Annotated in this window: 16 protein-coding genes; 9 read left to right on the forward strand and 7 right to left on the reverse strand. The window is 57.0% G+C overall.

Features of this window, described 5'->3' with window-relative positions; translation table 11 throughout:
• The first annotated feature begins 34 nt into the window (after window positions 1-34).
• From B5D61_RS12735 to B5D61_RS12745, 3 genes are read left to right on the forward strand one after another with little or no spacing between them, the layout of a single operon-like run.
• Complete coding sequence (locus tag B5D61_RS12735; protein ID WP_078813778.1) at window positions 35-2,665, forward strand: DUF7453 family protein; 2,631 nt, start codon at window positions 35-37, stop codon at window positions 2,663-2,665.
• Window positions 2,666-2,708: 43 nt separating this feature from the next.
• Complete coding sequence (locus B5D61_RS12740) at window positions 2,709-3,458, forward strand: RNA polymerase sigma factor (protein WP_078813779.1); 750 nt, start codon at window positions 2,709-2,711, stop codon at window positions 3,456-3,458.
• A gap of 23 nt (window positions 3,459-3,481) precedes the next feature.
• Window positions 3,482-6,595 (forward strand): WD40 repeat domain-containing serine/threonine protein kinase, encoded by a 3,114-nt coding sequence (locus B5D61_RS12745; protein ID WP_078813780.1) that lies wholly within the window; start codon window positions 3,482-3,484, stop codon window positions 6,593-6,595.
• On the opposite strand, the gene B5D61_RS12750 is transcribed toward B5D61_RS12745, so the two are convergent.
• The gene (locus B5D61_RS12750) at window positions 6,585-7,385 is read right to left on the reverse strand and encodes a phosphodiester glycosidase family protein (protein WP_078813781.1); all 801 of its coding nucleotides are present in this window, start codon (window positions 7,383-7,385) and stop codon (window positions 6,585-6,587) included. The two genes, B5D61_RS12745 and B5D61_RS12750, sit on opposite strands and share 11 nt — an antisense overlap.
• 63 nt (window positions 7,386-7,448) lie before the next feature.
• Between B5D61_RS12750 and B5D61_RS12755 the strand changes: the two genes are divergently transcribed.
• Window positions 7,449-7,901 (forward strand): DUF3592 domain-containing protein, encoded by a 453-nt coding sequence (locus tag B5D61_RS12755; protein WP_176159400.1) that lies wholly within the window; start codon window positions 7,449-7,451, stop codon window positions 7,899-7,901.
• Between the two features lie 51 nt (window positions 7,902-7,952).
• Here B5D61_RS12755 and B5D61_RS12760 read toward each other — a convergent pair whose 3' ends face one another.
• The 3 genes from B5D61_RS12760 to B5D61_RS12770 all read right to left on the reverse strand — a co-directional run bounded on the left by B5D61_RS12760 (window position 7,953) and on the right by B5D61_RS12770 (window position 11,340).
• A complete protein-coding gene (locus tag B5D61_RS12760) occupies window positions 7,953-8,324 on the reverse strand; it encodes a hypothetical protein (RefSeq protein WP_078813783.1) in 372 nt (123 codons plus the stop codon).
• A gap of 33 nt (window positions 8,325-8,357) precedes the next feature.
• A complete protein-coding gene (gene mnmG / locus B5D61_RS12765; RefSeq protein WP_078813784.1) occupies window positions 8,358-10,220 on the reverse strand; it encodes a tRNA uridine-5-carboxymethylaminomethyl(34) synthesis enzyme MnmG in 1,863 nt (620 codons plus the stop codon).
• Between the two features lie 400 nt (window positions 10,221-10,620).
• Complete coding sequence (locus B5D61_RS12770) at window positions 10,621-11,340, reverse strand: hypothetical protein (protein ID WP_078813785.1); 720 nt, start codon at window positions 11,338-11,340, stop codon at window positions 10,621-10,623.
• A gap of 382 nt (window positions 11,341-11,722) precedes the next feature.
• Here B5D61_RS12770 and pdhA point away from each other — a divergent pair, with 382 nt between their 5' ends.
• Window positions 11,723-12,799, forward strand: coding sequence for a pyruvate dehydrogenase (acetyl-transferring) E1 component subunit alpha (gene pdhA / locus B5D61_RS12780; protein WP_078813787.1), 1,077 nt, complete (start codon window positions 11,723-11,725; stop codon window positions 12,797-12,799).
• Between the two features lie 201 nt (window positions 12,800-13,000).
• Complete coding sequence (locus B5D61_RS12785) at window positions 13,001-14,488, forward strand: Gfo/Idh/MocA family protein (RefSeq protein ID WP_078813788.1); 1,488 nt, start codon at window positions 13,001-13,003, stop codon at window positions 14,486-14,488.
• A gap of 125 nt (window positions 14,489-14,613) precedes the next feature.
• Here B5D61_RS12785 and B5D61_RS12790 read toward each other — a convergent pair whose 3' ends face one another.
• A complete protein-coding gene (locus B5D61_RS12790; protein WP_139373238.1) occupies window positions 14,614-15,219 on the reverse strand; it encodes a hypothetical protein in 606 nt (201 codons plus the stop codon).
• Window positions 15,220-15,313: 94 nt separating this feature from the next.
• Between B5D61_RS12790 and ruvA the strand changes: the two genes are divergently transcribed.
• Entirely contained in the window at window positions 15,314-15,922 is a 609-nt protein-coding gene (gene ruvA, locus B5D61_RS12795) for a Holliday junction branch migration protein RuvA (protein WP_078813790.1), read from the forward strand.
• A 509-nt stretch (window positions 15,923-16,431) separates the two neighbouring features.
• Here ruvA and B5D61_RS12800 read toward each other — a convergent pair.
• Window positions 16,432-17,160: a hypothetical protein gene (locus tag B5D61_RS12800; RefSeq protein ID WP_078813791.1), complete on the reverse strand. Its 729-nt coding sequence runs from the start codon at window positions 17,158-17,160 to the stop codon at window positions 16,432-16,434.
• Window positions 17,161-17,245: 85 nt separating this feature from the next.
• Between B5D61_RS12800 and hemL the strand changes: the two genes are divergently transcribed.
• Entirely contained in the window at window positions 17,246-18,532 is a 1,287-nt protein-coding gene (hemL, locus tag B5D61_RS12805) for a glutamate-1-semialdehyde 2,1-aminomutase (RefSeq protein WP_078813792.1), read from the forward strand.
• A 78-nt stretch (window positions 18,533-18,610) separates the two neighbouring features.
• Here hemL and B5D61_RS12810 read toward each other — a convergent pair whose 3' ends face one another.
• On the reverse strand, window positions 18,611-21,913 hold the full coding sequence (locus B5D61_RS12810; RefSeq protein WP_139373239.1) for a PVC-type heme-binding CxxCH protein: 3,303 nt from the start codon (window positions 21,911-21,913) through the stop codon (window positions 18,611-18,613).
• A gap of 976 nt (window positions 21,914-22,889) precedes the next feature.
• Here B5D61_RS12810 and B5D61_RS12830 point away from each other — a divergent pair.
• Window positions 22,890-23,432 (forward strand): IS5 family transposase (locus B5D61_RS12830; RefSeq protein ID WP_078813796.1); only part of this gene is annotated, 543 nt, incomplete at its 3' end.

Below are 23,432 nucleotides of genomic sequence, written 5' to 3' on the forward strand. Positions count from 1 at the left end.
ACCGTGCATTGCTGGCTGATTCCTTCTTCGACCCATGAAACTGAAAACCCTCTTTTATCTCGGCCTCCTGGCGTATTCCGTTGGTCCTGTTGCGGGCATTGGACCCACAGTGCTCAAAATCCTCCCCACTCAGAATGTTGAAGGAGAAGCTTCTTACTTCGGCAGTCCCATGGCCTTAAATGAGCGATGGCTCCTCATCTCGGATGCTTTTAATGATAGGAATGCTGAAGACGCGGGCATCGTTTATGTCTGTGATCCAAAGACCGGCAAACATCTCCGGCAGTTGACGCCTACCGATCCCAGCTTCAGGCATTTCTTTGGCAGCGGAGTCGCTTTATATGGCAACATCGCAACGGTGGGTGCCTCGGGCGATGATGACGTGACATTCGACGCCGGTGCGGTCTATCTCTTTGATGTCAGCACCGGGGAGCAAATACATAAGTTTACGGCTATGGACGGGTTGAGCGAAGACGGCTTGGGTGCCTGTGTCGCCCTGAATGATCGTTATGTCTTTGCGAGTGCCTATCAAAAGGACGGAGCACAAGGCGCTGTGTATGTCTTCGACTTACAGACGGGAGAAACGCTGCATAAACTCATGGCGGGTAATGGTGATCCTGGTGATGGCTTTGGCCTAACAATCAGTCTTTCAGGACCGCTGGTTATGATCTATGGATCAAACGCGCCTAGCGGCAGCAGCAGCGGTAGCACAGTCCATGTCTTTGACGTGGAGACAGGTGTGGAACTGCACATGCTGAGTACGGTAGGCGGTCTAAGCAGCGATGGTTTTGGAAGCAGCATTGCGGCCAGCGGTCACCTCGCCTTGATCGGTGCTTCGAGGGACAGGGATCTTGGAGCCAGTGCCGGGGCCGCTTATATCTTCGATCTGCGCACCGGGGAACAATTGCACAAACTGACCGCGACGGATGGTTCCTCCAGTGACTACTTCGGTGCTGCGGTAGCACTGAGTGGAAACTTGGCTTTGATCGGCGCTTACGGTGCTGATGGCGGATTCAGCGGCACAGGTGCGGTGTATCTTTTTGATCTGCAAAAGGGCACGCAGATCACCAAACTCTATGCGGCGGATCACCGGCAGAATAACTCGCAGTATGGACGCTTTGTTGCACTGCATGGCGGCACGGCGGTGATCTCGGCAGGCAGCGATAACGAGTTGGAAGGATTTGGTGCCGCCTATTTAATGCAAGGTTTGGCAGCGCAACTGCCCACAGTGCCGCTGGCACGAAAAGGGGATTTTGCCCCGTTGACCAATGGGGCGACGTTTGCCAGTTTCACCACTTCCCAGATGAATGCGGATGGTGAAGGACTGCTGATGGCGGGTCTTGCCAATGCGCCCAAGGGACAGACGAGCGGTCTGTGGAGTGAGCTTGCGGGCAGCCTGGACCTGCTGCTGCGTACCGGAGATGCGGTGGGGGATCTGAAGGTCAGCGCCCTGCAAACGCCGGTGACGCAGCACAGTGATCATGCGGCCTTTTATGCCAAGCTCAGCGGCACAGGGGTGTCGGCTTTGAATGACCTGATGCTGGTGCGGGATGACGGAGATGCGCTTCTGCAGCTGCTACGTGAGGGAGATACGCTGATGGAGGCGGGCTTCAGCGGTCAGGCGATCAAAAGCCTGGGTGCCATGGCTGTGAGCACCACGCAACCTCAGGTCGCAGTGCTGACGACGCTGAGCGCTGCAAGCACGGCGGACAGCGCCATCGTGCTGCATGATCTGGCGACAGATACGGTTCTGGATGGGTTGCGCGAAGGTGATGAAAGTCCGGTTGCGGGTGTGAACTATGGCCAAATCTCCCGGGTCAGCATGACCGGCAGCATGGTGATAGCGAATGTGGCGCTCAGCGGTGACAAGACCGCGAACAATGCGGTGGTGGGCTTCAGCTCAGGCGCGGCCAAAACAATCCTGGCACGCAAAGGAGACACCGCGCCGGGGACCGCCGGGAAGTTCAGTGTCTTCAAAGGCGAGTGCAGCAGCGGCCTGAATGATGTGCTGGTCCGCGCTACGCTGAGCGGTGTCAGCGGTAGCATGAATGAGGGTCTGTGGGCCTGGAAAGACGGCAGCCTGCGACTGGTGGCGCAAAAAGGTGCGCAGGTCAGCGGCCTAACGACAGGTATGAAATACGCTCAGTTTGTCCGCTCCTGGATCTGTGGCGGCGAGCGCGTGCTGGTGCTGGCCAAACTCAGCGGCACCGGTATCAAAGGGACGAATGATCAGGCGCTGTTGCTTATCCTGCCCTCCGGTGATGTGAAGGTGCTGATGCAGGAGGGAGACGTCTTTCCAGGAACGGATGCGGCCACCATCGGAACCATTCAGCAGGTGGAGGTGGATGCGGGCAGCGGAACCTATGCGATCATGGGCACGCTCTTGGGTGTCTCCAAAAGCGCGGATCAATGCCTGTGGGTCGGGGATGTGGATGTGAGCATCACGCCTGGTTATGAGGCTCTTCTGCGTCCAGGTCTCCGCCTGAGGGAGGGCAGCTATCAGGGTCTGCTGGGCGGCACGGCCAGCCTGACGACCATGAAGCTCCTGGTGTCGGCGGAAACCACCGGAATGGGCGGGCGCGGCCTGGGCAGCCCTGTGTCAGGTGGTGGTGTGGCAGTGCTGCTGACGTTTAGCGATAAGAGCCAGCAGGTAGGCATTCTTCGTTGATCGGCTTTTCCTTTGGCGATTTCCGATCCATCTTTCCGCGATCATGACGACGACCCTAGCACCCAAACGTGCCACCTCTCGCACGGGCCTGCTGCCGCACACGCCTTGGACCCAGCTCATGCGGTCACGGGGGGGAGACACGGTGGCGCAGGAGGCGCTGGGGCAGGTGGTGGGTCTCTACTGGCGGCCTATCCAAATCTGTGTTAAAAAGCGTGGGTTTGATGAACACGATGCGGAGGATCTCACCCAGGAGTTTTTGGCCAACATTGTGCAAAAGGGCTACTTTGATCGAGTGGATCCAGCCAAGGGAAGGCTCCGCTCTTACTTGCTGACGGCGCTTAATCATTACCTAGCCAACGTCTGGCGTAGCCGCAACGCACAGCGGCGAGGTCATGGGGCGGCTCACTTGTCACTGGATTCGGAGCCTGAGGAGGGGGCCCCGCCGTTGGATCTGCCAGACCTGCGCACACCGGATGAGGAATTTGATCGCGAGTGGGCGCTGACTGTGCTGGACAATGTCTTGCATGAACTGCGTCATGATTATGATGCGCAGGGAAAGTTGGAGGTGTTTGAGGTCCTCAGTCCGGCCTTATCCGTGGCGGATGGTCAAACCGATGCTGTGGCAATGGGGCAAAGACTAGGCATGACCAGCGGCGCCGTCCGGGTGGCGCTACATCGGATGCGGCTGCGATATCGTAACCTGCTCTATCGTCACGTCGCGGCGACGGTGGAGCATGAAGATCAAGTGGAACCAGAGATCCGGTCGATGATCCAAATGCTGCGCCGGAGATGACGCCTGAAATAAATCAGATCTGAATGATGGAAGAAATTCCAAGGACGCCACCCAATCAGGATCCGGATGCCGCTGCGGATTTCCTGGAGGCAGTGCTTTTTGGTAGCGCAGCCGAAGATGGATTTGACCAAGCGACGGTGGATCTCAGCGCGGACTTGCCTCTAGTCGAAGGCTATCGGTTGATTCGTTTGTTAGGGGAAGGTGGCTTTGGGATGGTCTATCTGGCCGAGCAGCGTGTGCCCATACGGCGTCGTGTCGCCATGAAAGTGCTAAGACCCGGAACCACCACTCGGGAGTTGCTTGCCCGCTTCGAGCAGGAACGGCAAGCCTTGGCGCTGATGAATCATCCGCACATTGCCAAGATCTATGATGCCGGTGAAACGGAAGATGGAAGGCCTTTCATCACGATGGAATTGGTGGAAGGACGAACGATTGACCGCCATGCGGAAAAGATCAGTTTGCCGGACAAGGTCATGCTCATGCGCGATGTGTCTCGTGCCGTGGCGCACGCGCATCATAAGGGCGTCATTCATCGGGATCTCAAGCCTTCGAACATCCTTATCGCGGAGTCCGTAGAAGGCAGGGGCGAGCCGCGTGTGATTGACTTTGGCATCGCCAAGGCCCTCGACGGACCGCTTTCCGCCCAGGTGATGTTTACGCAGATCCGTCAGGTGGTGGGAACGCCTGGCTACATGAGCCCTGAGCGGCAACACACTTCCCAGATCAGCCATATTGCCGATACACGGGCGGACGTGTTTGCCTTGGGAGCCATTTTGTGGGAATTGCTGACGGGGAGGACTCCGTTGCAACGAGCGGACAACGGAGGCACGCAGATTATTCTCCCAGAGTTGAAATCTGTGCCTGCGGAGCTGCGGTGGATCACGGAGAAAGCTACCGATGCCGACATGGAAAGGCGCTATCCCGATGCCGGAGGGCTGGCGGATGAGTTAGATAATTATTTGTTGGGTCTGCCTTTGAAGGCGGCTCCCAAAAGTACTCGATATGTGCTTCACAAATGGACACAGCGGCACCGCACGGCTACGGCAGCGGTGATGATCATGGCTCTGACGTTGATGGTTTCAGCATGGGTTTTGGTCCGTAACTACACTCGGCTGGAAGGGGCTTTATCCCAGACCCGGGAAAGCCAAACGGCGAGCCAACGCACCCTCAGTCATGTGGACTACCTGCTCGGCCTGGATCATGAAAAGGGAGATCCGGTGCGGGCGATGGCCCACTGGGCACGCGCTCTGACCAACGACCCGGCCAATGAAGCGGCACGAGGCATGCTGGCCTCCACTTTGGAGAACGCTTCTTACTTCCGGCCTATCGGCAGCCCCGTCTCGTTGCCCTCAGGAGAACTGCGTCATCTGGTGATTTCTGCCGAGGGACGATGGGCCGCCATGATCTGGGGTGAAGGTGAGCGTGAGACGCTGGCGCGTGTTCAGCGTGGCTCAACGAAGGTGGAGCTACATCCGATTCCGGCCGATGGGCGGATGAAAATGCTGGCCATTTCTATGAACGGGCACGTAGCTCTGGCTGGTGCGCAAGGTCCGGTGGGGTTGATGGGTCCTGGTGGCTCATGGGAGGCCTCGGAAACAACGATTCCTGGGCAACGTGCCTTGATTTGGACGCCTGAAGAGAAGCTCTGGTGTCTAGGATTCCAAAGTGTGTCGTTGATGGATGAACATGGGAAGGATGTGGAGACACCGACGGTCTGGCCGGAACAAATCACCTGTTGGGATGCGACAGACTCTGGCGGATTTTTAGGGCTGGGCTTCGAATCAGGCAGCATCCTGGTATTGGATGGATTGGGGCTCGTTCCAGATCGGCGCACAGGGCTGTATCCAGCTCCCGTCATGAGCCTAACCCTGTCCGAGGATGGCACGGGTATGGCCGCCTCATGGCCGGATGGTCGAGTGTGGTTGAGCGACAAGACGGGTGAAGAGTGGAGCTTTCGCACGGAGGGCGTTCTGGATCTCCAGTTTTTGCCGCGCGGGGATAGCTTATTAGTGAGGGGGCCAGAAAAGCTCGGCATTTGGAATTTGAGCCAACGTAAACCTATTCTGATGGAGGCGGTCAGCCATCCTCTGAGAGATGTGATTGCAATGGATGAAGGCCACCTGCTGTACCTGCCCACTTTTGGCGAAGCCCAGTTACATGCTATCGATGGAGAAAAGACTTGGATGAAGTTACCGGGTTTCCAAGGGCGGCTCTCGTGTGCTACAGCTTTGCAGGGATCGGCGATGGTTCTGATCGAGGAGGATAGCCGCACTTTGGAATGGCTAGCTTGGCAAGGCCATCAAGCGACGCCGTCGGTTCGAGAAACGAGCAGGAGCTGGGCTACCATGCGGTGTGTGAAGCACAAGTTGTTAGGCTTGGACCGAGAGGGCAACGTCTTTCAGCACGATGGAAAATGGAACATGAAAACACTTTGGAATGCACTGCAGGGCCCTGTACGTCTCGGCGCGATGGATGCGGAGGGGAAAACAGTGCTCGCGGATGTGCCATGGAGCCAACAACTGCTCACCGTTCAACAGGGGCAGCCGCCATTGATGAGAGATTGGGGGGTGGATCGCCCTAGTTGCCTGACTTTATCAGCCGATGGCAGCCTAGCCGCTCTGGGCTATCCAGGTGGCGCGATCCAGATTTGGGATCTGAAAAACAATGCCCAGCTCGTCTCTCGAAACTGGCAACGAGGTCCGATCTTAAGTGTGGCATTTGTGACCCAGGGACAGCTTGCTTTGGCTACCGGTAGTCAGGTGATCTTATGGCATTGGCCATCGGCCAAGCAGTTTGTCATTCCACACGAAGTCCAAGATGGCTGTGTGGCGATGGCTGCTGATACAAAGGGAAACCGTTTGGCTTTGGCTACTGCATCGGGGACGGTTTACGTGATCAGCACACAGACAGGACTGAGGATCTCCACGCAGTGGGAAGGCTCGCCGAAAGTCGCCGGTCTGTGCTGGAATGAGGAAGGGAGCGGCCTATGGTGTGTCAGCCATCAGGGCCATCTTTTTCAGAGGCGTGTTCCTGCAACTCTAGGCAAGTCATCAAGCGAAGTGGAAAGATACTTGGGCGTGAGATTGGATGGTCAGGGTAACTTGGTCCGGCGCCGCGATGGCCTTTTCAATCCGTGACCACAAACATTGCTGCAAAGGTGTTCGGGGAGAACTTGGTGTTTGGGGCAGGGGAGGTGATCATCTGGGATATGTCGCCATCCAAATAGAGCGCGTCTTGGCAACCTAGGTGTAGCAAGGCGCGGGAGAGCTGGTGAAAGGTGACCCTTCCTCGTGCGCGGTCATCGCGGTCACTCATCAGGAAAATGATTTCCTGGGTTTGAGCTACGATGGCTATGGCACTGCGCTGTCTTTTGTTAGGCGAGTCCACTTTGAACGCCGGATGGATCACGCCTTTGCGCAGGAGCAGAGGCCCGGATTGATTGGCAAGGCGGGGCTTCAGATTCAAAGCTGGATACTCGTTTGTGGAGACGATGCCTGGGCCTGCTTGATCATCGAGATAAAAGACTCCATTGGGTTTCAAAAAGAAGTTTCCAAAGCCGTCAGCGGTGTTCAGCGGTACGAGTTGTTTTGAACAACATATTGTTAGGCCACATGGCTTAGGGCCGCTTTCATAAATGCCTGCATTCGTCGCGAAGAGGATCTTTCTTCCTTCTCGAGTGAGTTGCTTTTGCAAGCCCCCGAAATCGGCAAGGGGTGCGCCCGTGTCGTCCAGCCAGCGCAGATCTAGAGATGAGTGTTTTTCGGCAGCGATGCGATAAAGGTGGTAGAGAGCGCCTTCGTATTCCAGATGCTGGGTGTCAGCTCTGACTGGACGGACGAAAGTCCCCACGATGACTGCCACCAGGCCGAATGAAAATTGAAGCCGTTTTTTGGGGCTCCGATTCAGCGAACAGATGAGCGAGATCATCCCCCATGAAGGCGATGAACTTGTCACAGGTCAATGCGTTTTGGGCTAGTAGAGGCTAATCACATGATCCGTCGCCTTTTAGCTCTCTTAGTTACTCTTGCCATCTGTGGAACCATGGTTTGGTTTGGCTGGACTGGATTTTCTAAGTCTAAAGCCAGTGAAAATTGGCCGACGGCTCCGGGAGTCATTTCGAGTTCCCGAGTCGTTGAACACACCAAGAGAAGTTCTGGGACGACCAACAAGAAGTTCGAGGCCAAGATCCATTACCGTTATGAGGTGAACGGTCAAAGTTATCAAAGCGACCAGGTCACCTTCATGGACGGCCGCTTTAATACGCGTAGCAGTGCAGAGTCTCTGGCGAATCAATTTCCCACAGGCTTGGAGGTGAAGGTATTCTATAATCCCGAGGCACCTGCGGAGGCCGTTTTGAAAAGAGATATCAGCCTCTTGACTCTGGGACTGATGATTGGCGGCGTGCTGTTTTTCTTCATCATGCTGAAGGTGTTCGTGATTTGAAGCTGAAGAGCAGGGCCCTGATCGAACGGGAGAAGTGAACTCTAAGAGAAGTCACTCTTTCAGGGTCGCATTCGGGAACACAAAAACGAGAGTATTGGCGGTTCGCCCGCGAGCCTCGGTCATCGAGGCTTTCATGGCCCGCATACTTTGCCTCACGGTCTCTTCTTTCTCCGGTTTCAACGGAATCCGAATGTAAGCCGTTGTGGAGGTCTGGTCTGCTACGACTTGAACCGTCCGGCGCATGCAGCCAGAGTTGATCAGGCTACGACGCACAAATTCCGCTTCGTGAAGATCAATGATGCTGATGACAAGAGCGGTCTCAATCTTTCGGTCACTCAGATTGGTGCATGAACTGAGGGTGAAGAGAGGGATGCCGAAGGCGATGAAGGAAAGGGTGATGCGAGGAAAGGCGAATGAGGTCATCCGCTCACATGCGCAAACCGAAGATCAAAAGGATCATCCTTTTCTCAGCATCACCGCCAACAGAGCAATGTCCGCTGGCGTCACGCCTTGGATTCGAGTTGCTTGGCCGAGGGTTGTTGGACGGATTTGGGAGAGGCGCATGTGAGCCTCTTTTTTCAGGCCATAGACCTTGGCATAGTCGAAGCTGGCGGGGATTTCCTTTTCCTCCATACGAGCGGTTTTCTCGACCATGACTTCCTGGCGTTGGACGTAGCCCTCATACTTGAGGTCGTTTTCGAGAAGCTGCCAGATCTCGCTGCTGAACTTCTCGCGCAGTTCCTGGGGCAGGGAAGTGTGGTCGTTTTCGGTGCGGCGAATCCACTTTTCCAGGCGCATGCTCTCATGAGTGGTGGCTTGGGCAAAGCGGTGAGCCTCCGCAAGATCGGCAATTTTTTGCTCGGTGTGTTGGCGGCGGAAGTCGTCAATCAGACCCAGTTCGGCGGCCTTGGGAGTGAGGCGCAGGTCACAATTATCCTGGCGGAGTAGCAGACGATACTCGGCACGGGAAGTGAAAAGGCGGTAGGGTTCGGTGGTTCCTTTGGTCACAAGGTCGTCCACGAGCACCCCGAGATAGGCCTCGCTCCGGCTCAAAATGAGAGGGGATTTGCCCTGGATTTTGAGGGCGGCGTTGGCCCCGGCGAGCAGTCCCTGACCTGCAGCTTCCTCATAACCGGAGGTGCCATTGATCTGTCCGGCGAAATAAAGACCCGCAACTCGCTTGGTTTCGAGCGTGGGATAGAGCTGAGTCGGCGGGCAATAATCGTACTCCACAGCATAGCCCGGGCGGATGATTTCGGCCTTTTCCAGACCTACGATGGAGCGGATGAAGTCGAGCTGGACCTCATAGGGCAGGGAAGTGGAGACCCCGTTGATGTAGAATTCCCGGGTGTGACGGCCCTCAGGTTCGAGGAAAATCTGGTGCCTGTCCTTCTCCGCAAAGCGCACCACCTTGTCTTCAATGGATGGACAATAGCGTGGTCCGACCCCCTCAATGCGTCCGCAATACATGGGGGATTTGTCCAAATTACCCCGGATAATGTCGTGCGTTTGAGTATTGGTGTAGGTGATCCAGCAGGGAATTTGTTCCACGTGGAACATTTCTGGACGCCAGTGATTGAGGGTAAAGAGATCCTGATCCTCTTCAGCCACCCCAGAGAGGTAGCTAAAACGGGGCGGGGGAGTGTCGCCTGGCTGGGGGTCGCACCTGGAAAAATCGATACTCCGACCGTTGATCCGGCAAGGGGTGCCGGTCTTGAAACGCTTCACCTCGAAGCCCAAATGACGGAGGCTATCCGACAGGGTGGAGATGCTATCTCCCATGCGTCCACCGGCCTGATTTTGCAGTCCGACATGCAAGAGTCCCCGCATAAAGGTGCCTGCGGAGATGACCACGGCGGAGGTGCGATAGACCATTCCTAGGCTGGTTCGCACTCCGACGACGGCGTCATTTTCGACCAAAAGCTCAGCCGCATTGCCTTGGTGGAGGTCCAGATTGGGCTGGTTTTCCAGCAGCCATTTCATGCGAAACTGGTAGGCCTTCTTGTCGCATTGAGCTCGGGGACCCAGCACCGAGGGACCCTTTTTGGCGTTGAGCATGCGGAATTGAATGCCAGTTGCGTCGGTGTTTTGAGCCATCACACCCCCCAGGGCATCGATCTCGCGGACCACATGACCTTTGGCCAAACCTCCGATGGCAGGGTTGCAGGACATCTGGGAAATCGTGTCCAGGTTCTGGGTGAGGATCGCTGTCTGGCACCCTAACCGAGCCGCCGCCATGGCTGCCTCGACACCGGCGTGGCCGGCTCCGCAGACGATGACATCGTAGTGTTTGGGGTAGGTGTAGAGGCTGGTGGACATGGGGAAACCACCATAGCATAGCCGTCAAAATGTTCCATGTGGAACAAAATGGAAGGTTACTACCGGTAGAAGAAGGCCAAAACCGACACTGAAACGACCTATTCAGTGCAGCAAGCGATCAAAAGCATGGGGAGGGAAATCACCCCTTGTCTGAGCGTCTCGGGCTTTGTGAGGGCTTTGAAGATCCAAAACGTGGCTAAGATGAGCAAAGCGGGGACCTGCAAAACAGATCAAGGCTGTGGTCACTCGAAGAGCTGGCCAAATGAATGGGCAGTTCCAATCCGGTTTCCTAAAAGACAGAGACCGAACCACAGCAGAGGATGAAGCAAGCCTAGGCCAACCGACATCATCATCGCTCGCTCCGCTGATTAATTGGGATCGGAGTTGTGCATCTTTTGGCCTAAAGGATACTTCCCGAAATGCTGCGGGTGGATAAGAAAGTGCTCACAGCCTGAGCGTTTTCAGCGGGCATCTCCAGCTCGGGGACGAGCATAGTGGAGTTGATGATGCGGGGCGAGCCTGGCTCGGGGACGCTCAAAATATCTGCTCCATGCAAGACTCCCAGGGCAGGAAAAGGGCGGGGGAGGAGAGCGGATTCGGAGCTGTTGTTGATGAGAACAATCCGAGCCGCCGAATCATCCCAGCTCGGAATGGTGGCTGTAAATGGCTCCAAAACTTGTCGGCCCTGGGGGGCGATCATGGGATTTCGAGTCTCTAAAAACGCCTGTGGGCTGAGCCCTTCCTGGGCCGCGCAACGAGAAAAATCGGCGATCAAAAACTGGCTGGTGACTCGGCTGGGCTCATAACCCAACATCAAAAAGGAGCAGGCGGGCCCACCATCCAGATGGAGTCGAGTTGTCTTCTTTTGATCGAATCTCCCCATGGAGTAATAATGCAATCGGGATCCCGTCTGCTGCTGGAACCAAGCACTGAGTTGCTCTTTAAGCTTCACCATGAGTGCCCTGAGTTGGAACGAATCCGGCAAGTTTTTGAAGCTGATACAAATAGCACCTGCTTCATCTAAATCCTGCCGAAAGACGCAGGTGACGATCGGGGCGACGTGCTGATCGTTTAGTTGGCTGTCATCGTCCAACTGAAGGTGAGGAATGCCCGATTTCATGGATGAAGAATACCATAGACGAGGCAGAAACCGATGAGGAGCCAAAGGATGATCGAAATCCACAAGAGATGGATTCGGGCTATGGAGGACAAGGGTTTTTCAACGAACGCCCACCCTAACATTCCGCTCACAATGATCCAGCACATGATGGAAGGTAGAAAAACGATCCCCACGAACAGATATGCACCAGGGATAATGAGTGCAGATGCAAACGCCCCTAGCCAGAGGCATAGAATGGCAACGAGGATTTGAAAGGCCTGCGGGATGCCGATGAATTCTACCTGTGCAAAAGTAGTGGCCTAGTGTTTCTGAGCAAGACGAACTCACCTTGGACTCCGACTTGCTTCCCCCCTGCATCCGGCTAGAATAGCCACCCTTGATTATGGCCTCTCCGACTGTCCTCTCCACCAAAGCTTCCGAAGCTCCGATCAACGCTAAACTGACCGCTGCGGACAAGATTGAGCTGTATCGCAAGATGGTGCGGGTGCGTCGTTTTGAGCAGGTTTCCTTGCAGCATTATCAGGCAGGTCGCATGGGTGGGTTCCTTCACCTTTACATCGGTCAGGAATCCGTCGCGATTGGTTGCACCTCCCTGATGGGTGAAAATGACCACGTCATCACCGCCTATCGTGACCACGGCCACGCCCTCGGGGTAGGCATGGGTATGAATGAGTGCATGGCCGAACTTTTTGGCAAAGCCACGGGTTGCTCGAAAGGGAAGGGAGGCTCGATGCACTACTTCGCTCCCGATAAAAATTACTGGGGTGGTCACGGCATTGTGGCTGGTCAGACACCTCTCGGTTTGGGCCTCGCTTACGGTCTGAAATATCGGGGCTTGAAAGGTGCCGCTCTATGCTTCCTCGGTGATGGTGCGGTGAACCAAGGTGCTTTTCATGAATCCCTCAACCTCGCCGCTCTCTGGGATCTGCCCGTGATCTATGTGATCGAAAACAACGGTTATTCGATGGGCACCAGTCAGGAGCGCTCTTCCGCTTATGAGGGCTGCTTGGCCAAACGCGCCGAAGGTTACGGCATGGCTTGGGATCACTTCATCGGCGAGGACCTCTACGACGTTCGTGCTCGTGTGCAGGTCGCCATTGATCGTGCTCATAACGAGAGCAAGCCGACGCTGCTGGAAATCGCCACCTACCGTTGGGAAGGTCACTCCGTTGCGGATGCCAACAAGCTGAAATACCGCACCAAGGAAGAGGTGGAGAAATATCAGAAGCAGCATGACCCGATTCAGGTCTGGAAGCGCAACCTTCTGGAAGAAGGTGTCGCCACCGAAGAAGATTTGAAGAAGATCGATCGTGAAGCCCAAGCCGAAGCTGAAGCTTCCGCGGAGTTCGCGAAGTCCAGCCCCTACCCTGAACCGGAGTCCATCTTCGAGGACGTCTATTGGGAAGTGGACAATAGGACGGAAGCCGGCGCTACCGGTCGTCATTTCTTCAACGATTGATTCACTCATTGAAGCACTTTTAGTTAGGCCTTTAGCGGAGAGCAGTTAAAAGCTTTAGCTAAAGGCCTCGGCATAAAAGTATTCGATCCTGACATCCCTTCAGAAGAAAGGTTGCGCAGGTCGTGTCGTAATGAGTAAGCTACGATTTACCGCGCCGTGCGGAGAGATCCGCGCGCCCAAACCCAACAGAACCGAACCTGTATGAACCCAGCAAACACCAGCCGCCGCAGTTTTATGCGCGGCACCATCGCCGGCGCCGCCGGCCTTGTCAGCATGCCCACATGGGCCAAATCCATCGGTGCCAATGAAGATGTCCGTGTGGCCGTCATCGGTTTCAAATCCCGTGGCTCCGGCCACATCGGCAGCCTGCTGAAGATCAAAGGCGTGCGTCTCGTGGCTCTCTGCGACGTGGACAGCGAAGTGATGGACAAAAAGGTCGCCGAACTGGCGAAGAAAGACATCAAGGTCAAGCAGTACAAAGACTTCCGTGAGTGCTGCGCTGATCCAGAGATTGACGCGATCACCATCGCCACGCCTAACCACAGCCATGCTCTGATTGCCCTGACAGGTCTGGCCAATGGCAAGCACGTGTATGTTGAGAAGCCCGTCTCCCACAACATCTGGGAAGGCCGCAAGCTGATCGAAGCTGCCGCCGCTGTGGAGAAGAAAGGCCTCGTGCTTCAGCACGGGATGCAGCGTCGCTCCGACCTCGGTTGGGCTTCCGCCATGGAGTTCGTGAAGAGCGGTAAGATTGGTAAAACGACTCTCAGCCGAGGCATCAACTACAAGGCTCGTCAAAGCATCGGCAAAGTGCCCGCTCCTGTGGCTCCTCCGGCGACCGTCGATTACAAACTGTGGTCTGCTACTCGCCCTGAGATGCCCATCCATCGCGAGAAGTTCCACTATGATTGGCACTGGCAGTGGCCTTATGGCAATGGTGACATCGGCAACCAAGGCCCTCACCAGCTCGACGTCGCCCGCTGGGCACTGGGTAACCCCAATCACCTGCCGAAGCGCGTGATGAGCTTCGGTGGCCGCTGGGGCTATGATGATGATGGTCAGACCGCCAACAACCAGATGGCTTTCTACGAGTTTGAAGAAGGCGCACCGTTGCTCTTCGACAACCGCGGCCTGCCTATGAAGGACATGAACTGGACGAAGGGCTTTGAGCCTGTTTACCGCATCAACGGTAAAACTGCGGCTCCTCGTATCGGCAACGTCATCCACTGCGAAGGTGGTTTCATCGCGGAATCCAAGGCCTATGACAACGATGGCAAGACCATCGAGAAGTTTGAAAACTTCCAAGATGGCCCTGACCACATGCTGAACTTCATCAACTCGGTTCGTGCCGGTAAGTTGACGAAGGACGTGCTGAATGTGGCTCACGGTCACCATGCGGCTGGCTTGGCCCACATGGCCAACGTCTCCTACCGCCTCGGTAAGAAGCTCTCCAACGAAGAGATCAAAGAGCGCCTCAGCGGCAGCAAAGCGGCCCTGGAAACCTTCGATCATTTTGTGGCTAACCTGGAAGCCAACCAGATCGACATGAAAGCTGACATGGCTTCCGTGGGTCCATGGCTGGAGTTCGATCCCGTCAGCGAGAAGTTCATCGGTGAGTTCGCTGAAGAGGCGAATAAGCTTGCCATGGACGAATACGCTCCTGGCTTCGAGCTGCCGACCGTCAGCTAATCGATCCTTCCGAGTTAACACTCGATTTAAAAAAACGCGGAACTCAGTCGTGGGTTCCGCGTTTTTTGGTTAGGCCTATACAAATCAATGATTGTTAGGCTCATCCGGGCTTCGGCAAAAAAAGCTCACTCCAAGAAGCTGGCGACGACTTTCGGCACGCCGCCTTTTTTGATGGCGAAGATCTCCGGGCTGGCCGCGCGCGTGTCTGAAAGATAACGTTGTTCCAGATCCGCAGCGAATTCTTCAATGGCCTCCGGTCTGGCCGGAAAGACGAAGAGGGAATGCCGATCTGGCAAGGCCACCCAGATTTCATCCCCGAAGAGTTTTTCGAAGATCGCGGGCAGAGAGGGTGCCACCAGCAGGCTGGCCATGAGAGGCTGGTCACTGCGATAGACGGCATACGCCACCTGACCTTCCGCATTTTTGATCAGCTCCGGTTTCAGCGTGGCGAGTCGTTTATCCGCAGCCTTTTTGGCGCGTTCTGCAAAGGTCTCGACACTGAGCCCGAGCTGCTTGAACTCGTCAGGACGATAGGGCATCACCCAAGGTGTTTCTTTCAGCTCTTTAGCGGGTGTGAGCACCGTCAGCTCAGCCCCTTCGGGAAAAAAGGAAAGGGAGTTGCGCATGATCTTCGGCTCCGGCAGGAGCAGCAGGCTCTCGAGCCGGTGATCCTCGGCCTGAGCGGAACAGAAGGCCAAGGCAACGAAGGCAGAGAGCAGGCGCAGAGTCATGGTAGAGTGGTCGGCACCCACTTGAGCACGCCTTTTCCGCGATGCCAGCATCAAAGGTCTTGCACTCCGGAGCCGCATTGGCTTCATCCAGGGCATGATCGCCTTTCTCCGTGGCACCCTCGCCGAATCTTTTCCTCACCAAGCCATCGTGGATGTGGGGGGAGTCGGCTATGCCGCCAATATTCCTTTAACCACCTTCGACCGGCTGCCGCAGCAGGGGGGGCAGGTGCGTCTCCTCACCCATCATCATGTGACCGAGAGGGAGCACACGCTGTTTGGCTTTTTCACGGAGGATGAGCGGGATCTGTTCCGCCTGCTTATTGATCGGGTCTCTGGCATTGGCCCGAAGATGGCGCTCTCTGTCCTTAGCGGCATGCCCGTGCCAGCTTTCAAAGAAGCCGTCATCCGCAATGACATCGCTGCCCTGGCCAAGATCAAAGGCGTGGGGAAAAAGACGGCGGAGCGGATTGTCCTGGAACTGAAGGATAAAGTCGGCGTGGTGGATGCCTGGCAGGCCGCTCAGGTGGCCCGTGGCGCGCATGATCCGAAGCAGGAAGCCGTCAGTGATGCCGTCCTGGGCCTCATCGCCTTGGGCTACAAGCAGACGGAGGCGCAGAAAACCGTGAACGAGTTGGCGAAGACAGCGCCGGAACCCGTGCGTGCGGACAAGCTCATCCGAGAGGCTTTACGGCTGATGCAGTAGAAGGTGGCCCGCACACTCCGTGTGCGGATAGCCGCGGCGAAGGCCTAACGAGATGCATTTCGTTTCGTTTTGAGCTCCGCACAGGAGGGTATTTTGTAGAGTCCCGACTGCGGGGCCTGAGGATGAATGCCATCTCACATGGACTCCACGCGGGAACCCGCACACGGAGTGTGCGGACCACTGGGATACGCTGGCTTGCGGTGCGTTCCCTGTCAGCCATCTCGACACTCGATTTTGGAAAATCGAGCTACTGCGCTGCCGCGTGGCTCAGCCTTCATTCGCCCGGTCCTGTTCCTCCTGCGAATCGTGTCATCCTATCAAAAACTCCCCTCAACTCTCGTCTCCTTTTCCGGCTGAAGCCGGGGCTCCGAACTCCAGCCTCCATCCAAACCCAGAATCTAAAATCCCCTCTCCGCGTCTCTGCGGTTAAAGGAGCTGCATCCAGCAGTGTGGGCCTCTTCAAAACACTACAAACAAGAGCCAACCACTGCCAACGCTCTCCACCCACATCACCAGCCAAAGATGATCGGTCCGGGCACGATTTTGACACCACCGGTACCGAGGGGATTTCCCTTGGTTTCTTCGATGCTTTCCACGACGTTGTTTTTCAGATTCACCGCCATGCTGCCGGTCTCCACCTTGATGTAAACCACCGTCTGCACCGGGCGGCCTAGGGCATCGATGCTGGTGTTGTATTGGGGGATGCGGTCATAGACCACATACTCCAGCTTTTCCTCCTTACCCGCCGCGCTGAGCTTGCTGGATTTGCGGTTGGGTTTACCCAGGCTGGCGTGGACTTCTTCAGCCGTCATGCCCAAAGCGATTTGTTTGGCGGCGATCAGGGCCTCCACCTCCGTTTGCCGCTGATGCAGTTTTTTGAGATTGGGCACCAGATTTGGATCGGGGGAAAGCAGATCTCCCATGCGCATCCAGCCGGAGACATCACCATGGCGTGCCCGCCCCCGCACTCGGTAGGCGGTATCGGACAGTCCCACCAGCTTCACGAGGGTGCCCGGGGGCATGGAACCCAGGGCCTGCTGCATGGTGGAGCGGGTGTAGATGGGCGCTTCCTGGAGAACCTTCAGCGTCACCGGTTTTTTCAGCATGTCCTCGACGTCGATCGTGCCGGGCTCAGGGGCGAGAAGGGAGGATTTACGGCTGCTGGAAAGCTGGGCCGATGCCACACTGCTCCAGCCAAGCGCAGCAATGACCACCAGGAAAAACAGGGTCGTTTTCATGTCAGGAGAGTGAGGTTATCAAACTGAGACGCCGGGAGGAAAGCTTTTGTTCGACGTGTCAAAGCTTCCGCGTATCCATTCCCCCATGCCCAACGGACCCCTCTCTGCGAAACTCTTCGATCTGGCCAAGCAATACATCCCTGGTGGAGTGAACTCCCCCGTTCGTGCTTTTCGCAATGTCGGCGGGGATCCTTTCTTCGTGCGCCGGGCCAAAGGCTGCCGCATCTGGGACGTGGATGGGCGGGATATGATCGACTACGTAGGCACCTGGGGCCCTGCGATCCTGGGTCATGCGCCGGTGCCGGTTTTGGAAGCCATCCATACGGCGGCGAAGGATGGTGTCAGCTTTGGCATCCCCAACCCCTACGAGGTGGACATGGCCCGCACCATCTGTGAATGGGTGCCCTCCGTGGAAAAGGTGCGCATGGTCAGCAGTGGTACGGAAGCTACCATGTCCGCCATTCGCCTCGCCCGTGGTTTTACGGGCCGGAATCGATTGGTGAAGTTCGATGGTTGCTATCACGGCCACTCAGACAGCCTGCTCGTGGCGGCCGGCAGTGGTGCCCTCACCCATGGCAACCCCGACAGTGCAGGGGTGCCTGCGGCCTTTGCTGAACTGACCACCGTGCTACCCTTCAATGATGAAGCGGCCCTGGAGGAGCTGTTTGAAGTCAAGGGCCATGAAATCGCCGCACTGATCGTGGAGCCTTACCCGGCGAATGCGGGCCTCATTTTACCCAAGCCCGGCTTCCTGCAAAAGCTGCGCGACATCACGGCGAAGCACGGCACGGTGTTGATCTTCGATGAAGTGATGACCGGCTTCCGCCTCGCCAAAGGCGGTGTACAGGAGCTGGAGGGCATCACGCCAGATCTGAGCTGCTTTGGCAAGGTCATTGGCGGCGGCTTGCCCGTGGGAGCCTTTGGCGGCCGTGCCGAGATCATGGACTACCTCGCGCCTCTGGGGCCGGTGTATCAGGCCGGCACCCTGAGCGGCAATCCCGTGGCCATGGCGGCAGGTCTGGCGCAGTTGCGCGAGATCGAGCGTCAAAAGGGCTATGCTTATCTGGAAGAAATTGGCCAGATCATGGAAGACGCCGTGCTGGACATTCTGAAGACCAAGGGCCTGGGCTATCGCTGGTATCGGAAAGGCAGCATGTTCTGCCTGTTCTTCACCGAGAAGGAGGTACACAATCTCCAGGATGCGAAGACCGCCGACCTCGCCGCCTTCCGCAAGTTCTTCCATCACTGCCTGGACAACGGCGTCTATTTCGCCCCGAGCCAATTCGAGACCGGCTTCATCAGCATGGCCCATGCGAAGCCCGATCTGGAACGCACCGCCGAGGTGGCCGCTGCAGCCTTGGCGGCTTTGTAAATTAAACCCAGAACATCAAAACCCCTGAAGACACGTGGCCTTCAGGGGTTGGATAAAGGACTCGGAGAGGTGCCCTGCCTAGTTCATCGGGTGCTCTTTCAGCAACTGCTCGGTGGTGTAGAACATCATGCGGCCAGGGTTGGCATCGCGGATGGCTTTCACCTGGGCAGGCTGGATGGGGTCGGCTTTGTTGCCGAAGCTGTTGCGCACAAAGGTGAGCACGGCAGCCATTTCCTCATCCTTCAGCATGCCGGCGAAGGGAGTCATCGGCACCTGACCATCGTATTTCTTGCCGTTCACTTCCATGGGGCCCATCAGGCCATACATGGCGATCTTGATCAGGCGCTCAGGTTCACCCACGACCCAGGGGCTCTTCTCCAGGGAGGGGAAGGCAGGATCCAGGCCTTTGCCATTCGGCTGATGACAGGTGACACAGTGGCCTTCGCGGTGGTAGATCTTCTGACCCTCCTCATACTGCTTCTTCGCAGCAGCATCGAGGTAGGCGGGCACGGGCACGGAGGCGAACTCGGGCTTCTCGACTTCAGCCACACCCGCGAGGCGATCCGCAGCCGTCTTGGCGGCGTTTTCGCTCCAGACGTCCAGCGGCTTGGATTGGCCGATGGCGACGATCTTCTTGGCGGCAGGGATGTCCGTCATCCACGAGGCGGCGACGATGGCTTCCAGACGCACACGGCCGTTCTCATCCGCAGCGGCTTTTTCTAGCAGCGCGGCGTGGTCGGCGATGCGGTGCATGTTATAACGCAGCACTCGCACAGCGGCGGCACGGGCGTGGTAGTCCTTGGCGTTCAGAAGCTGGCGCAGCAGAGTTTCATCGACGGCGTTCAGGCCCCAGGTGGTCCAGAGCGCTTCCAGGACGTTGTGCTCATACTGAGCGTCGTTTTGATCCAGGCCGCTGACCCAGGTTTTCACCGCAGGAAGCACATCGCTGGCGGAGTGGCCGCGCAGCTCATTGCGGGTGCGATAGCGGGTGCGCAGCTCAGGTTGCTTGAGGTTTCCCAGCAGGGCGGGGACCGTGGCTCCGGCCACCTGCACGGGATTCACCAGCGGGCGGCTCGGGTAGGTGATGCGGTAGATGCGGCCATGCACGTGGTCACGCAGCGGGTCACGGGCGTTGTGCTGCATGTGACCGATCAGCACGTTGTGCCAGTCGATGACATAGAGGCTGCCATCGGGGGCGAATTCCAGATCCACCGGGCGGAAGTTACCATCCGTACTCTTCAGCAAGTCGTGACGATGGGAGGTCTTCCAGCCGGTGCTGTCGTCCTCGATCTTGACCTGCTTGATGCCGAGGAACCCGATGGAATTGCAATAGATCAGGTCACCCTGAACTTCATCGGGGAAATGACGCGAGGAGACCACCTCCAGACCGCTGGTGGGGCGGACTTTGTGCCCCTCGGGCACCAGGTCGGGGGCGGAGGGAGTTTTGCTGCCAAAGGTGGGTTTCACCTCCACAGGCAGGGCCCAGTTCATGGTCGTGCCAGAGGTGTGCAGGAGGAAATCCTGACCCCAGCGATCAAACACAAAACCCCAGGGGTTTGGGATGGCCATCTGGATGGTGCGCTCCAGCTGGCCGCGCTGCGGGCTGTAGCGGTAGAAACCGCCATCCACGCAGCGCACCGGGCCATACGGGGTCTCCACATTCGAGTGAAGGAACACGCCCTCGCACATCATGATGGCACCGCTCGGATCGGCCGTGAAGGCACTGATGGCGTGGTGCGTATCGTGAGTATCGAAACCGCCCAGGATGATCTCGCTACTGTCGGCTTTATCATCGCCGTCGGTATCGCGCAGCAGGATCAGATTGGGCTCCTGAGAGACATACACGCCCTCAGGTGCGAACTCGAAGCCGATGGGCAGGTGCAGCTTATCGGCAAAGATCGTTTCCTTATCCGCCTTACCGTCGCCATCCGTGTCTTCATAGATCAGGATCTTGTCATCCGGCAGCGCATCACCCGGGCGATAGTGTGGGTAGGTGGGCATCGTGGCCACCCAGAGACGGCCTTTGCTATCAAAGGAAAGCTGCATCGGGTTGGCCAGATGCGGGAACTCCTTCTCGCTGGCAAACATCTCGATCTTATAGCCCTCAGGCACGGTCAGGCTCTTCAGAGCTTCCTCGCCATAGAGATACTTCTCGCTGCCGTTCTTCACGCTCGGCTGGTAGTTCGTCGGCACTGGAGGCAGCGTGTGGGTGCCGCTGTCATTCACGGCCAGATCGGTCTTCTTACCGCTGGCCACATCATGGATCAGGCCATCCCGCAGGGCTGCCATCTCCCGCGTCTTTTGCACCTCGTCCGGATAGTTTTGCGGGCCAAAGGGATTGTAACGCTGACCGTGGGTGTGCACGCCATTGAGCAGGTTGTAGTCGTTGTTCCAGAACCAGTCCTTCTGCTTCACCGCTTGATGAACCATCTCAGGATCGGCTTTGGAAACGCGGGACTGATGCCCATATAGACCCGTGGCCAGGATCTCGGCTACTTGCTGATAGCCCTCATCATTCGGCACAAACCCACCGGTGGTCAGCGGCTTCTCCGTCTTCGCATACAGCGCGCGGGTCGGGTTGAAGAGATCGATGAAGGTGAGGCCGTGTTTCTTCGCCACTTTCTCGATCGCGGCGGAGTAAAGGATCAGATTGGCGTTTTCCTTCTCGCCATTTGGCAGATCGCGGGAGGCAGAGAGATTTTGATACGCCACAGGCGAAGCCAGCACCAGACGTGGAGCCGCCTTGCCATTGTAGGCTTTGCTCAGGGTGTGCTGCACCCAAGCATCCAGTTCGGCCTCGAAGTTCGCCACCTTGTTCGGGCCATCGAAGGATTCATTGTAGCCAAAGAAAGCCACCACCGTGTCGGGCTTCAGGAAGGTCAGCCACTGATCCGGTGTCGGGAAGAAACCCTTGCCGCGATGCACCTGCTTATCCGGGTGAAACTTCTCAGCCCCTGGGAAAGCCCACTGCGACACGCGAGAAGGATGCGGGCGGAAGCCCGGGGTATCTCCCACATGACCCATGTTGCGCAGGTAGAGCGCCTTCTCGGGGTAACGCAGCTGCAGCTCCGTCTCGATCCGACTGTAGTGAACATCACGCTCGGCCAAGCCGTTGCCGATCAGCACGATGCGCTCTCCTTCTACAGGCGGAGCCACTTCTTGAGGGCGGGCACTCGTGGCCGCCGCAGGTTCTGCATTCGGCGCGTGCGGGGCACCCTCGCCGCTGTTATCCGGGCGGATGCGCTCGCCGGAGGCATCAACTTTGACGGCGTTCTTATCGGGCTGCTTTTTGTCCGCTTTGGCGGCGGCTTGCGGTTGCTGTCCGGCAGCCCCGAGAGCGGTCAGGCCCAGGAGCAGCGCGGTGAGGAGGGTGGGTCTCATGGTTGGTAAAGGAACGGAAAGGAAAAAAACGAAACGGGCGGGAGTGGATATACCGCAGCAACGAACCAAACCGGACAAAGTTTTTATGAAGGCGCGTTTTTTGAGGGCTTGGTTTTGGATAGGGCATGTTTTCCCAACGCTCGCAGGGATGCCGCTGCACTGGCCCAAGAATGGCCGCAGAGGGGCCAAGAGGGAATTGGCGCAGAGGCTCTTCCGTGAGCCGTTTGATGCCTTTTGTTGTGTTTTGTAGAGCTTTTGGTTTTCAGCCCTTTCTGTGTTGGAGAGGTGAACGCAACCGTTGGCATTGAAGAGCGAATACGCATTTTTGGGTGGCTCATGCTGGGGTAGATCAAAAAGTCAATCGTCGTGTGCTGGCGAGGCATGGCCCGCCAGCCCGTAGCTCGATATTCCAATATCGAGATGAGTGATGTGGCCGACAGGGAAGCCTTGGCAGGCCAAAGCGTTGGATCGAGCTGGAGCGCACGCGTCCTCGCGCGCTGTCAGTGGCGTCTCGCGACCGACCGTTCTCCAAGCTGCATCATCACCCCCTCCTGGGTCCTCTCACGGCCATCGAAGGAAAACGCGGCGCTTCAGAACGGTTTCCCGCGAGGACGCGTGAAACAGCAAGCGAGGACGCCCGCGCTCCAGGTCCTGCGGCGAGCCCGTGCCTGCGGCTCATCAACCATCGGGGTGATTCATTCGGCTCGATGCAAGCCGTTTTTGCAGGTGGAAACAAGTCTTCCTACACATTTAGCTAGCCGTGCTGGATTCGATAAGCTTGCGCACGTTGGGTGCATATTCTTCCGTGACCATGATCTTGTTAGGATAGATCCACACAATGAACGTATCGTCTTCCGACTGAAAGTAGATGATCCAATCGTTACGGGCGCTTGATAGTACTTTTTGAACGCTAGAGTGTGTTATGAACTTTGAAAAGGCGCTGTACAATGGGTGAAAGAGTGGGCATAAGCTTGGGATGGCAGCCAAAACAGTGAAACCCAAGCCTCCGTATCCCACCGATGTCAGCGATGAAGAGTGGCAGTTCTGCCGCCCTTACCTTGAACTCATGACGGAAGAGGCTCCGCAACGGGAGCACTCCTTGCGCGATGTGTTCAATGCCGTTCGTTATGTCGTCCGGGCTGGTTGCCCTTGGAGAATGCTGCCCCATGACCTGCCGCCCTGGGCCATTGTTTACCAGCAATGGCAGCGCTGGATCAAGGCTGGGTGCTTGGAGGCCATGGCGCATGATCTGCGCATGCTTTTACGAATGCTCTCTGACAAGAACGCCCAGCCCAGCGCTGTGATCTTGGATGGTCGCACGATGCAGTCTACACCTGAAAGCGGGGCACGCGCTGGATACGATGGTTACAAACGCAAGAAAGGCTCCAAGGTGCATATCGCCGTGGATACTCTGGGCCATCTGCTGGCTTTGAAGATTACAGCGGCCAATGAGCAGGAGCGGGCGCAGGTTGGAGAACTGGCGCAAAAGCTTCAAGAGGTAACCGGAGAGAAGGTGGAG

It is taken from the genome of Prosthecobacter debontii, assembly GCF_900167535.1.
In the GTDB taxonomy this organism is placed as follows: Bacteria; Verrucomicrobiota; Verrucomicrobiia; order Verrucomicrobiales; family Verrucomicrobiaceae; genus Prosthecobacter; species Prosthecobacter debontii.